Raw genomic sequence first — 13,647 nt, 5'->3', positions numbered from 1 at the left:
CTGCGGCATGATGGTATAGCTCTCACTCATGACTGCACTGTCTGTTATGCCTGCCTTCACGGCAATCGCCTTTATCGTCATCGCACTGTTGATAGGAATCGGTGTGCTGTACACGGGGCTACTTCCTGTCGGGGCATTTCCATCTGTAGTGTAGTGAATCGTGGCTCCTGCTGTATTCGTACTCAACGTAACTGTCGTTCCTGCTGCTACTGCTCCGCCTGCCGGATTCGCTGTCGGCTTTTGCGCTTGGCTAATCGGAGCATTTCCTACCAAAACTAATCCTGAAGTTCCTGAAGCCACTACCTTGCCATTTCCAATCCTTACAGCCGATACTGATTTGCTTCCGCCTGTATTTTCTCCTGACCAAGTGGAGCCATCTGGCGAGCTGATTATGGTCTGATTCGTTCCGCCTGCAAAAAAATGTCCTTCATCAAAAATCACGGTTGCATAGGAAATCGCTCCTAAGCCTGTTGGCGGTGTCTGTACTGTCCAGTTGACTCCATCATCAGAAACATACAGGTAGCCCGTTAAACCAACGGCTACAAATACTCCATTTCCATATGCTACGCCATAGAGCTGCTTCGTCGGGGCCGCAGTGTTCACCTTTTGCCATGTTTCTCCGTCGCCAGAAGAATAAACAACAAAGGTACCACCCGTTCCTTTACCTACAGCAATGTATTGACCCTCTCCATATGTAACCGAGTTGAATCCGGTGATCCCAGATACTGTACGTTGCGTCCATGTCTGCCCGTCCGTTGAGACAAGAACCGTTGTGGAGGTACTTGAAGTAACCACTACTTTACTTCCATCACTGGCTATTTCAGAAAAAGCGACTCCAGCTCCCACTCCCGTATTATTCGACACCCAATTTCCAGCTACTCCCGGGTCCAACCCGTCATTAAGGGTGAAAATTTTTCCGTCCGAACATGCCGCTATCCATTTCGTTTTAAAATGATAGGTAGCATAGACAGCGCAACCAAATGGAGCTGCTGCCTTCGACCATGTCGTTCCGTTTGTGGATGAAGAGTAGTCCCTCGTTAAAGCAAATGCCAACCATGTGCCATCGTGGTAACCAAGCTTCAAACTCGAAACACCCAACCCTGTGTTAGTTGTGCTAACCTCTGTCCATGACCCGGCAGACGCCGTGGAAACCAGGGAACCGAATTGCATAGAGGTAAAAATTAACAGGATAGCCAGTATCATTTTGGATAAAGTCCGTATTTTACGATAGTTGTCTCTCATACTCCCTCCCCTTCCCTACTAAACTTGAAACTTGCTCAATCCTATAATTCCACTAGAAAAAGACCTGATTGCAATTGAAACATTTCATTCTACGAGATTTTTACTACCCATGCACTAGCATTGCTTTTTTTCACCAAAAACCTCCCTATCAAAAAATAAAGGCAACATCGTGACCGATGAAAGGCAGGACTTTTTTCCTCGCCTTCATTCATGATGCTTTGCCTGGGCATTTCAAACACACTTCCATAAGTGCCTTGAACAGATGTACAACCATTATATCTTTGTCCGAGCCACTTTTCGACAGAAAATCCGATAAATTCAGTATAAAGTTCATACTCCGTTCAAAAAACGCAGAACCCTAATATTACAAAATTCATCATTTTTTTCATTTCTCTCTTCCCTATCCCTTCAAAGTTATGCTACTTTTGAAAGGTAGATTATGGTTACTTTAGACCTAAATACTCTCACTTAGTTTCTTCACAAACTATTTCTTCATCTCATGTTCCCTACAACTTCATTGCTTCATTAAGTTAACGGTTTCCCCCTCGTGCAAATGCCTCACAAAAAGCGTATTCCCTTAGCGAGACGAGAACTCTAAACATTTCGATCTTTTGAAAGGAACGAACGATGATTCAAAAACGAGCGGTTGAGAAAACGGATGAAGCTTTTTTGCTTCAGCTGTACATAAGCACCCGTGCAGATGAACTTGCAGCATGGGGGTGGGACAAGCAGATGCAGGAACAGTTTTTGCAGCTACAGTTTCTTGCCCAGAAAAATTCCTACTCGACCCAGTACCCTGACGCGGAGCATCTGCTGATTTTCTCCGAGAACATCCCGGCTGGCAGAATCATGATTGCACGAACCGAAACAAAGATTACCCTCGTCGACATCTCTCTGCTTCCCCATCATCGCAATAAAGGAATTGGCTGCACGCTGATTCGTGAACTGCAACAGGAAGCTGCTGACACTTCACGGCCCTTGCACCTGAGCGTATTACCCACGAATCGAGCGATACATCTGTATGAGCGTCTAGGTTTTCAAACGATCGACAGCTCAGGATTTCATATCGGCATGGAATGGACTCCGACATCATCTGATGAAGGGCCTTCTATATAATTAAACAATCAAGAGGTGACCCGTATGAGTGAATCCTATCTTGGAGAAGTCCGCATGTTTGCAGGTAACTTTGCCCCACAAGGCTGGGCATTGTGCAACGGTCAATTAGTGAGCATAGCGGAGAACGAAGCACTTTTTGCCCTGCTTGGCACGACTTACGGCGGCGATGGTCAGACAACCTTTGCCCTGCCCGATTTGCAAGGAAGAGTTCCGGTCCACCCTAACACCACTTACGCCCGAGGCAGCAAGAGCGGCACAGAGACCGTCACATTGGTCAGCAATCAACTGCCAGTTCACACGCATACGGTCAATGCAATTCCTGAATACCAGGACGATGATACTCCTGCCAATAATGTCTGGAGCAAAAATCCTTATTTATCCTTTTCTGTAGAGTCTTCCAGCGCACTTAGCAACATGAATCCCCAGTCAGTCTCTCCCGTCGGAGGGGGACAACCTCATAACAACATGATGCCTACGACCGCAATCAGCTTCATTATTTCTTTATACGGAGTCTTCCCGCCGCAGCCATAGTATCCAGCAGCAATGTTAGAGAATAAAAGGAGGTATTCTACCATGTCTGAGCCGTTTTTGGGTGAAGTTCGTTTGTTTGCCAATAATTACGCCCCGCGCGGGTGGATGTTTTGCGAAGGTCAGATTTTGAATATCAATCAAAATCAGGCACTCTATTCTTTGCTCGGAGCTGTGTATGGCGGAGATGGAGTAACTACGTTTGCCCTCCCGGATTACCGCGGGCGCACACCGATTCATGTAAGTTCTACTATTCCGCTCGGTACCGCGCAAGGTGAAGCCAATCATACCTTAACGATCAATGAAATGCCTCAACACACCCATCAAGTAGCCGGTTCATCTGTCGAACCAACACTCTCTACTGCGGCTAACAACGTGTGGGCAGCAGCAACCAACGCATACGGTCCGGCAGCAAACCTCCAGCAAATGAATGCCAATACACTGTCCACAGCCGGTGGAAGTCAACCCCATAACAACATGCAGCCTTATTTGGTAATGAACTACGCCATTGCCATTCAAGGAATATTTCCAAGCAGAAACTAAGAGGAGGCGGTACATATGGCAGATGCTTATATTGGAGAAATTCGTATCTTTGCAGGAAACTTCGCCCCTAAAGGCTGGGCGCTGTGTAATGGCCAGCTTATGAGCGTTCAACAAAACACTGCCCTTTTTTCCATTCTTGGAGTTCAGTACGGTGGAGATGGAAAAACCACCTTTGCTCTCCCAAACTTGATGGGGAGCGCTGTAATGAATCAAGGTCAGGGATACGGTTTAACCAATCGTACAGTAGGACAAAAAGTTGGCAATGCGAACGAAACACTGTTGACAAGCGAAATCCCTGCCCACACTCACATCCCGCAGGCAACTGTAGATCCCGGCAATTCCACTGTTCCGACAAATGGCTATTGGGCTCCAACTCCTGAGCCAGATCCATTCTCCGGAGCACCGCTCTACTACGATCCAACTCCCAATGTCCCAATGTCTCCTATGGCTTTGAACGTAACAGGCGGTTCGCAACCTCACAACAACATGCAACCGTTTATCGCCCAAAACTTCATCATCTGCTTGAGCGGCGAATTTCCGTCCAGAGGCTAAGCACTTATCAAAAATTTTTACGCATACGCAAAAATCCCGTCCTACTCTTGCCAAGTGGGACGGGATATTTTTTTCCTAGACCAGCTTAACTATCCAAACCTGCCGACACCCCATCCATCTTCTGTACCCACAGAGAAGACATTTTTCCGTCGTCTTCCAAAAGTATTACCTGGGTGCCTTCTCTTCCGCTTGAGTGGTTCGCCCTCAACACTTTCTCAGGCTCCTTTTTGCAGATCAGCTTGCCGTCCTTCCATTCCCAGAGCTGATTGGGCGTCTTCCCGTCGTTGATTGTAAAAGCGTACACCGGATTGGGAGAGTTCGGATGATCCAATACGAGCCTCTCCCCGGAGCGATTCGCAGTGCGGCACTCGATATATCCATCCGCTGTCATGCGCCATAGTTGCTCATTGCCTGGAGCCAGTTTTTGCAAGTTAACCGTTCTCCGGTCGCTGTTCAACGTCAGGAAAAGCTTGTCCCCTACCTGACTCTGCAAGCGGAAATACCCCTCGGCGCTCGTTGCTTCCCGAGTCATCGTCTCGATGTAAAGCCTGTTGTCGACTCTGGCAAAAGCCAAGCCGATTGTCTCTGCTGCGGTGTCATTGACGAATGACTGATACGTAACCTTGGTATCTCCAACGTGGAAATAATGATCGTTGCTCGTGTTCGTATTTTCGAGCCATTCGCCATTGTCTGCCTGTACCCTGATCGCAAGCCGGTTGCCGCCTTTTTGGTAGAACGAAAACGCCTTTATGTTCTGATTAGCCGGAAGCAACAGCGGATTTTCATCGATATACTGGGAATATTCGAAATCAAAATACTGGCCGCTGTTGCGCAACTCGTCATACGAACGCGTTTCTTCCACCCACGTCCTCCGACCGTCACGCTCGACAAACACTCGCGGAACCAGCATGTCCCATTGCGTACTTCCGCCTGTCCGGCAAACAAATCCGATCCCTCTTATTTTCCCGTTGATGGCGAGCGGAGCTGTGGACACGAGCAACCGTTTCAATCCAAGATCGAGTCCATCCTGAGAGGAAGTCGTCTTGCACACTTTCGCATAAGCATCTGCCGGATTTTGGGCGACGATCTGCTTCACCCAGCTCAATGTTCGCCAATCCCCTTTTTCTGCCAAAACGATCGGAGAACCTTGCGTATCCTTGTCCTTTTCGACAATCGCGTATTGCCCTGATCTGGTGTGCTTCAGTCCATCGCTGGTAAACTCCCACATGTGATCCGTCTTCGTCTTCAGAGCAAATTTTTCTTTAAGCACCAGCTTGTTGTTGACATTTGCCAACACAAACGGATTCCCATTCGAGCTGGTAAGCGCACTGTAGATTTCATCGCTGTTTTCCTTCGTATACCACAGTTGATTGCGGCTGCTCACATGCGGAGCAAACACGATCTCAGCCTGCTCTTTCGCCGTTCCGCCTTCTCCGTCGCGCACTGTCATGACATAGCCTTTTTTATATCGGCTCGAAATGACAAAGTACACCTCTTCTTGTCCAGCCTCTTGGGCAAATTCCTGTTCAGCCGCCTGGATCATCGTCCACGTTTGGGCGTAAGTGCTGTTGTTCGCGTTCGCGCTCTTGGCAGCGACGCCTACTTTGTCGTCATCGCGCAAGGACACCGTGTACTCGCCTTTGACGGCAGGATTGTTCAGCAAAATGCGGCCGCCTTTCGCATCCCATACCTGATTTTGCGAGCGCCCTTTTACTGAGACAATCAAAGGCAAAAATGCCTCTTCCGAAACAACTTCCGGCATTGTCAGCACATATTCCGTCTCGTCCGTAGATGCTTTGCTGACGATATGTCCGAGCGGAGACATATGCCACAGCTGGTGATCGCCGTTTTTCCCCACAGCCAGCTCGACTTTTGTACCATCCACAGGATTGGCATCCTCCAAGGAAAGCACTTGCTTGTTTTTGCTGGCGATGTAGAAATACTCTTTTTTCGCGTACTTGCCGATCAAATCGTAATACTTTCCGTAGAACAGGAAATGGGCGTTTTTTTGCATGAGCTGCTGGGCTGTCAACGTCTCTACTTCCGATTTCAACAAGTTGACGCAAGCTTCATACAAAGAAGCCGGGAGCAAATCGATGCTCGGCAGCAAGCCGTCAGAGCTGATCAGGCTCCACTCGGTATAAGGAGCTACAGAGTTGGCCCATTCATTGGCATTGCTAATAAACGTGCCTTCTCCGCCAATCGCGGTAAACGTCATCGACTGGCTCTCGTTCTTGGCTTTGTCCTGCTGCTGCTCGCGCTCTCCGGAAGAATAGTTCGTTTCCGCCTCCACTCCCACGCCCATCTTTTTCAAAGATATTTTTGCTTCTGCCGCATATTTGCTGACGACATCTTTGACATCGCTCGTTTGTTGCAGCTCTTTGGCGTCACTGGCAATCAGTTTGCCGCCGAGCGTGCTGGTAGTCGGCACAAAATGCCCAAACGATTTCAACACAAGCAACAAACGGTCAAGCGGGCTTTGGAAGCTTCTCGCCTTAGACGAATCTTTCTTGGCGGAAGCCAGCAGTTTTTTGATCTCGCTGACAAACTCTTCGCTGGCGCATGGCACCAAGTAGTTAAACGACAGCTCTACCTTTGGCAGCAAATAGCTGCTGGTAATGTACACCGTTTTCGCTTGCTTGGAAGAACTGGTGCTCTTTTCATCGGATTGCGAGTAGCCCACCCCGACGCCGGCACCGAAAGAAGGAACAGCCGCAGCGATCGTGAGCGATGCGCCGAAGTTGGAGACGCCATTTTTCTGAAGCTGGTGAACCAACTCCGAAAACGTGTACTGATTATCGAAATACCCCGAATATCTCGGTTTGCGGTAGTACACTTCCGTTGGGACAATCTCCTGCTGCTTGACTTGCTCCGTAGTGCTCGCCAATACGTTGCGAAAACTTTGCTGCATGATCTCCGGGTAGCTGTAGTCGATCACAATGCCGCGGAAAAACCCGGTGCGATCCAGCAAATCGTCGCGCAAATTTTTATGAAGCATGAAAAAGTCACTCAATTGCGGGTCTTTCTTCTCTTTGATGACGCTCAGTTGAATGAGACTCGTGTCTTCTTTTTTCGCGAAGTCATCCGACTTGATGTCTTTCAATGTCGGCCCCAGCTCTTCCTTGCCCATCAGCTTAGGGATCGCTACCTTTACTTTATTGATCAAGTTTTGCCGCAGATCATTGCTGTCGTGCAGCTTGGCCGCTTCGTCGTCCAACGCTTTTTCTTTTTTCAACAGCTCTATTTCTTTTGCGCGAATGGCGAGCTGTTCTTCCTTTTCTTTCAACGCTTGCGTCTTGATGTCTTTGCTTGTTGTTTTCTCTTGCGCTTCCTTCTCTTTGCTCTCTTCGGCTTTGCCGTCCTTTGCTGGCGCTTCTTTTCCTTCGCCCGAAAAACTCGACCAGGTTACTTTGTCCTGGACCTCTTTTACATGCGGCAGCCAATCATTTTTCCACTTCTCTTCAAGCAAAATGGTATAGCCCGATCCGTGACACTCGTTGATCCATTCCGCAAGCTGTTTGGTATCTGTGAGGCGATATACATGACCGTTGGGGGAAAACGCAATTAGGCTGTCTGTCGAATCGATGACAGGCCGCCCGACTGCCGGAGTCAGAGCGAAACGGGTCAGGGATGCCGGCACTTTGGCGCCCTGCCCTTCTTTTGGTGCGGGAAAAATGGCGGTGGTAAGCTCCTTGGTAATGGCCGTTACTTGCTCTTTGACTCGCTCTGCCTTTTTCGGCCAGATGGAAAACAAACCAATATCGTTGGTCACACAATTCCGATATTTCTCGTCCTCAGCATACGGCGCCACAGGATTTGTCAGGCCATACACAGGGCGGTAATGGGCATACGGGTTTTCCAAAGCTTTGTCCGCTTCGAGATACTTCTTGATCTCTTTGAAAAACGCGGCAACTTCCTGCTTGCCTTCTTCCTTAATCGCTTCGCCCAGCATTTTCGTGCAAGCATTTGCGAGGGTCGAAACCGCATCTTGCTCGAAGTCCGCCTCGTATTTCAAGCCATATGCCGCAAACACGTCATAGTAGAGCGCCCAGCGATCCTCTTTTTGTTTGACGAGAACAACCGAAAAAGCAGTCGCCTCCCCGGCTCCCCCTTCCTTGGCAGGCAACGTGACGGTTCCGCTGTAAAGCTTCTCGCTTTCTTTGTTCGCCTTCCATTTCTGCTCGTTTATCAGCCAGTCCAAACGCTTGTCCGATATAACCAACGGACTTGCCGAGCAAGCCTGCTCTCCCTCTTTTTTGCTTAGGGACTGCTTGTTGCGCTTTTGTGTCGCCAACCATCCTGGCAAGCCATCCGGATTCAGCAAAGGATCGAGGCACACAAAACCAGCCATCGGTCCCGATTTGCTCGGCATGGCTTGAATCTGTTTTCCTTTTGCATCGTACCCTTCTGCAAGCAACCCTTCGCTTGCCAGACCAGGCGCGCGTGTAATGACAATCGAGTCGTTTTTCTTCGCTGCCTGCAAAAACGCCTGAACGTAGGCGAGAGGAATCCCGTCCTTGCGCAGCTCCTCCGCTTGTACTTCAACGAGTTTCGACATGCTTTCCACCTCCATGAAAAAGACACTCGGCTTGCCGATCCGTAAAAATAGAAGTCCCGCTGCCACTTTTACTGAAAGAGAGCCTTGTGTCTTTGGGTTTTTAGATTGGGTTTGGTTTGGGTAAAAAGGTGTTTGAGTATTGGGTGTTTTGTGAAACATTGCGAGGCATTTTGTCGAAAGATGGGGAAATGGGACTTATTTCCTAATAATATAGCATGAGTGGGGTGGAAAAGGAATATATAGGGGGGATTTTTGGGGGAGGGAGGTGGGTGGCAAGGGGACTGAAACTAACCTCGCAGTCGAGGGGTAACCTTACCTGATTACTTTTGTATGACAGAGCTGGAAAGTTAGGGGATTGAAATTCGATTATTTTCAGCAATACAACGAGAGCTGGGAAGGGGGCTGTGTCAAGTTGGGGTGCCATTTGCAATTGTGCAGAAGCATTTTACAAGATTTTCTTGAGGGGCCTCATAGGGGGATTGGGGTTAGTTTACTTGTATTTGAGTTTTCGATGTAACGCCGTCAAGGACAAGCATCATGACTGGCTTGCTGGAAGCTTCAGTCTCCTAGCTTTTCGGGTCTTCGATGTAACGTGACTGATAACCTGACAATCGCAGAAGTGTTTGCCAGTTTCAGTCCCCTAACTTTTCGGGTCTTCGATGTAACAGGCAAGACGGTGGTTATGTCCTTGTCGTATGTTGTGTGTTTCAGTCCCCTAACTTTTCGGGTCTTCGATGTAACCATCCGCGAAGATTCTAGATGCACCTGAGTTTGTAAATGTTTCAGTCCCCTAACTTTTCGGGTCTTCGATGTAACGGTGTTTAGCCGGAAAGTTGTGATCGGGGATGTAATGTTTCAGTCCCCTAACTTTTCGGGTCTTCGATGTAACTTTGGTGAGAAACTTACTCATTTTTTCCGGTTTTTCGTTTCAGTCCCCTAACTTTTCGGGTCTTCGATGTAACTTTGGGAGGCGTACAAACGCAGCCGAAATGTGTCGTGTTTCAGTCCCCTAACTTTTCGGGTCTTCGATGTAACCATTCACGGCCCGATCATCAACCCTTATTACGAAGATCTGTTTCAGTCCCCTAACTTTTCGGGTCTTCGATGTAACATCACAGGACACCGCGTAGAGCGTACCATCCACTAACGGTTTCAGTCCCCTAACTTTTCGGGTCTTCGATGTAACCTATCTGCTTTGGCTAAATACACACCGGATCAGATAGGTTTCAGTCCCCTAACTTTTCGGGTCTTCGATGTAACAAGTCCTACCGAGATATGAAAGTTATCATACTGGATAGTTTCAGTCCCCTAACTTTTCGGGTCTTCGATGTAACGTACAGAGTTACCGCAGCGCGCTACCTGCGCCGACTTGTTTCAGTCCCCTAACTTTTCGGGTCTTCGATGTAACAATGAAAGAAACTAAGTATAGAGTTTATCCAAATTCATGTTTCAGTCCCCTAACTTTTCGGGTCTTCGATGTAACGGTAAATCTAATCAGCCAATTCTTCTCCTTTTCTGCGTGTTTCAGTCCCCTAACTTTTCGGGTCTTCGATGTAACTATTCGGAAGAGGATGAACCTGATGATAGGCCAGACTGTTTCAGTCCCCTAACTTTTCGGGTCTTCGATGTAACGCGCACATCGGCCAGTGCGTGAACGACCGACTTCGAGTTTCAGTCCCCTAACTTTTCGGGTCTTCGATGTAACTTGATGGGCAGCAGTATAAATTGCGATTGCTCACCGGGTTTCAGTCCCCTAACTTTTCGAGTCTTCGATGTAACTCATGCGAAATGACTTCTTTTTCTTTAGCGGCTGCCCGTTTCAGTCCCCTAACTTTTCGGGTCTTCGATGTAACAGGTCACTAATCCATTTGATCGCGGAGAGATCGTCGGGTTTCAGTCCCCTAACTTTTCGGGTCTTCGATGTAACTGGATAACCATTTCGCGGCATTTGGCCCGTGGTCGCAGTTTCAGTCCCCTAACTTTTCGGGTCTTCGATGTAACGACAAAATCGGAAACGAGATACCACCACCGCCAGATTGTTTCAGTCCCCTAACTTTTCGGGTCTTCGATGTAACGATGCCGAACAGTTGGCATGGCAGAGGCAGTGCATCAGTTTCAGTCCCCTAACTTTTCGGGTCTTCGATGTAACGCAATTCTCGTCAATGAAGGCCCTGCCAGTTATCCGTTTCAGTCCCCTAACTTTTCGGGTCTTCGATGTAACGAGAGCAGCAACGGGAGATCCGTTTAGCGCTTAGAAAGGTTTCAGTCCCCTAACTTTTCGGGTCTTCGATGTAACATCATCGAGAGAACATCGTTGCAATGCTTTAATTGCCGTTTCAGTCCCCTAACTTTTCGGGTCTTCGATGTAACGACTTCCCTGTGATTGGGTCTTTGTTGCGTGTCGATGTTTCAGTCCCCTAACTTTTCGGGTCTTCGATGTAACCGACTTCGACTGGCATGCTGAACCCCAGTCGTGACAAGGCTTTCCTCATACTCAACGCCAACAAGAAACCACTCTTTTTTCGAGGATTCATTTTCTGTCAAAAATCACGTCCGATCCTCGAAAATCACGTTGTGCTCATCTTGTTTATTTTTCCCCGCTAAAGAGTAACCATTCGCTCTCATGTTTATAATAAAACATTATCCTCCATCTCATCTATACATTTCTTTAAACGGTCTAGCATCCAAAAAGCCTTTTTCATCCACTACATAAAATAACTTCAACCGCCACTTGAACGCTCCAAATTTCTTCATGGGGAGCAATCCAACTTACTGTTTAAGCTTTCAGAACATAACATGAATCCCAAATCGATTTCATGCTGCTTTCGTTTTTTATTTTCACCCAGACGGCATTTACTTTTGCCTATTATACAGTGATCTTCACTTCAAATATTTCGTTTAGGCGGAAGAGGAAGTACCTCTGTGCCAAAGAATAAGCATAGGAGTTAGCATTGAGCGTTACTTTATTCATCAAATCGCATCTTTTGGAAAGCACGGGTGATCAATTCCGTGCCTTTTTTAGTGTCTATCTTCTCAACACCACTGTTGGAAATCAACTTGCCTTACTCTTAGAACTGCCTTCCATCAACGCTGGAAGCCCTGCCCTGCTTTAGCACATGTGAACATCAATCAGTGCCAGCCCGTTATCAAGCAGTGGCTTTTCCCCTGCATTCCTTTCCTCCGCCGTTCCATTCAGGACTTCTAATGAGCATAGCTCAACTTAACGGTGGCTTTCATGATCTACATGTCGGAACAGCACTATTCGGTCTTTAATGCAACCACACAAGAGTGCGGACGCGACGATAAGCGCCAGCCATTTCAGTCTGCTTACTTCTCGGGTCCTCAATGTAACAGGTAAAGAACGGTGAGTTGCAGCTATCCCTGCCGTACGTTTCAGTCCCCTCGTTCCTCGGGTCCTCAATGTAACTCTGCTGGCTCAGCCCGGACTGCAAGCACTTTTCCAGTTTCAGTCCCCTCGTTCCTCGGGTCCTCAATGTAACTGGGATGGATATGGGACAAGAACTAGGCCCGTTTTGTTTCAGTCCCCTCGTTCCTCGGGTCCTCAATGTAACGCAAGAAATGATGCCGTTTATGCCGTTCGTTTTGTTGGTTTCAGTCCCCTCGTTCCTCGGGTCCTCAATGTAACTTGCTTTCGGTTCGTTTGCAATCCTTCGCAGATTTTCGGGTTTCAGTCCCCTCGTTCCTCGGGTCCTCAATGTAACCAATGAGCGTGAAGGCATCTTCGGTCATGTTGTATTTGTTTCAGTCCCCTCGTTCCTCGGGTCCTCAATGTAACAACCTTTCAACTTGTACCTTTTCATCAAACTCTCCGTTTCAGTCCCCTCGTTCCTCGGGTCCTCAATGTAACGTTGATTAACTCAATAGTTACTTTTGGATCGGCTACACTAAATTAGACAGAAAAAATAAGGGCTAGTAGAATAGAGAGAAATGAAGGAGCGGATCTATTATGCCAAAACAAAGACGTACGTTTACAGCGGAGTTTAAGCAACAAATGGTGAAGCTATACGAGAATGGAAAATCAAGGACGAGCATCGTCCAAGAGTATGGTCTCACCGCATCAGCGCTAGATCGGTGGATTTCTCAAAGCCAAAACACAGGTTCCTTTACGGAGAAAGCGAATCGAACACCTGAAGAAAATGAGCTTATCGCGTTACGGAAAGAAAATCAGCGACTGAAGATGGAAAACGATATTTTAAAGCAAGCCGCGCTGATCATGGGACGAAAGTAAATGTGATTCGTAATAACGCTCACAAATACTCGGTATCAGCAATGTGCAACGTCCTACAACTCCCACGAAGCACCTATTACTACAAGCCCGATTCCATCGAGAACGAGGAAGAACAGCAATTGGAGGAGGCGGTCATCGACATTTTCGTGGCGAGTCGTAACAACTACGGAACGCGCAAGATCAAAGTCGAGCTACGAAAGAAATCACTCACCGCCTCCCGGCGTAAGATCGGTCGGATTATGAAAAAACATGGACTGGTGTCCGCCTACACAGTGGCGCAGTACAAGCCTCTCAAAAGGGATTCGAATGAATCACAGGTGAAGAATGAATTACAGCGCAAATTTGCTCAAGACGAAGCATACGCTGTAGTCGTCAGTGATCTGACGTACGTGCGGGCAGCCAACAAGTGGCACTACGTATGTCTATTTGTTGACCTCTTTAATCGAGAGATTATTGGTTATAGCAGCGGCCCTCGCAAGACAGCTGAGCTGGTCTACAAAGCTATTGCAAGCATCCAGGTACGGCTGGATCGTATTCAAATGTTCCACACTGACCGTGGGAAAGAGTTTGACAATAAAGTCATTTCCGATGCATTGACGACATTCGGCATCACGCGATCACTCAGTCGAAAAGGCTGCCCATATGATAACGCCGTTGCCGAATCTACTTTCAAAATCTTCAAAACGGAATTCGCAAACCAATCTCATTTTCAAACAGAAGAGCAACTCGATCTTGAACTTCATGATTATGTCCACTGGTTCAATCAACACCGTATTCACGGAACACTTGGTTACCGTACTCCTGTAGAAGCTAGGAGTATGCCCTTAAAAAGACTGTCCAGTTAGGTGTTGACAATCCA

General features: G+C 47.7%; 7 protein-coding genes and 2 CRISPR repeat arrays. Of the genes, 5 read left to right on the top strand and 2 right to left on the bottom strand.

Features of this window, described 5'->3' with window-relative positions; genetic code table 11:
• A partial coding sequence (locus EDM60_RS28420; protein WP_244226809.1) for a chitobiase/beta-hexosaminidase C-terminal domain-containing protein occupies positions 1–1,242 on the bottom strand: 1,242 nt, incomplete at its 3' end.
• A 627-nt stretch (positions 1,243–1,869) separates the two neighbouring features.
• Between EDM60_RS28420 and EDM60_RS22130 the strand changes: the two genes are divergently transcribed.
• The 4 genes from EDM60_RS22130 to EDM60_RS22115 are packed head-to-tail and all read left to right on the top strand — an operon-like array spanning position 1,870 to position 3,981.
• A complete protein-coding gene (locus tag EDM60_RS22130) occupies positions 1,870–2,358 on the top strand; it encodes a GNAT family N-acetyltransferase (RefSeq protein ID WP_122965906.1) in 489 nt (162 codons plus the stop codon).
• Between the two features lie 24 nt (positions 2,359–2,382).
• Positions 2,383–2,889 (top strand): phage tail protein, encoded by a 507-nt coding sequence (locus EDM60_RS22125; RefSeq protein WP_122965905.1) that lies wholly within the window; start codon positions 2,383–2,385, stop codon positions 2,887–2,889.
• A 42-nt stretch (positions 2,890–2,931) separates the two neighbouring features.
• Positions 2,932–3,429 carry a phage tail protein gene (locus tag EDM60_RS22120; RefSeq protein WP_122965904.1) on the top strand — a complete coding sequence of 166 codons (498 nt, stop codon included), beginning with the start codon at positions 2,932–2,934 and terminating at the stop codon, positions 3,427–3,429.
• Between the two features lie 15 nt (positions 3,430–3,444).
• Positions 3,445–3,981: a phage tail protein gene (locus EDM60_RS22115; protein WP_122965903.1), complete on the top strand. Its 537-nt coding sequence runs from the start codon at positions 3,445–3,447 to the stop codon at positions 3,979–3,981.
• 85 nt (positions 3,982–4,066) lie between these two features.
• Here EDM60_RS22115 and EDM60_RS22110 read toward each other — a convergent pair whose 3' ends face one another.
• A complete protein-coding gene (locus EDM60_RS22110; protein ID WP_167470362.1) occupies positions 4,067–8,539 on the bottom strand; it encodes an anthrax toxin-like adenylyl cyclase domain-containing protein in 4,473 nt (1,490 codons plus the stop codon).
• A gap of 555 nt (positions 8,540–9,094) precedes the next feature.
• Positions 9,095–10,982: direct repeats of the CRISPR family, unit length 37 nt; unit sequence GTTTCAGTCCCCTAACTTTTCGGGTCTTCGATGTAAC.
• A gap of 871 nt (positions 10,983–11,853) precedes the next feature.
• A CRISPR array of direct repeats spans positions 11,854–12,407; the repeat unit is 37 nt.
• Between the two features lie 99 nt (positions 12,408–12,506).
• Here EDM60_RS22110 and EDM60_RS22105 point away from each other — a divergent pair.
• Positions 12,507–13,633, top strand: a protein-coding gene (locus tag EDM60_RS22105) for an IS3 family transposase (RefSeq protein WP_409362258.1) whose coding sequence is annotated in 2 segments (ribosomal slippage) — positions 12,507–12,753 and positions 12,753–13,633 — 1,128 coding nt in all. Because the reading frame shifts where the segments join, the coding sequence is not laid out codon by codon here.
• Positions 13,634–13,647 lie beyond the last annotated feature (14 nt).

Origin of the sequence: Brevibacillus parabrevis (assembly GCF_003710905.1) — a bacterium.
Lineage (GTDB): Bacteria > Bacillota > Bacilli > Brevibacillales > Brevibacillaceae > Brevibacillus > Brevibacillus parabrevis.
This window is presented reverse-complemented; position numbering and strand designations above follow the sequence as displayed.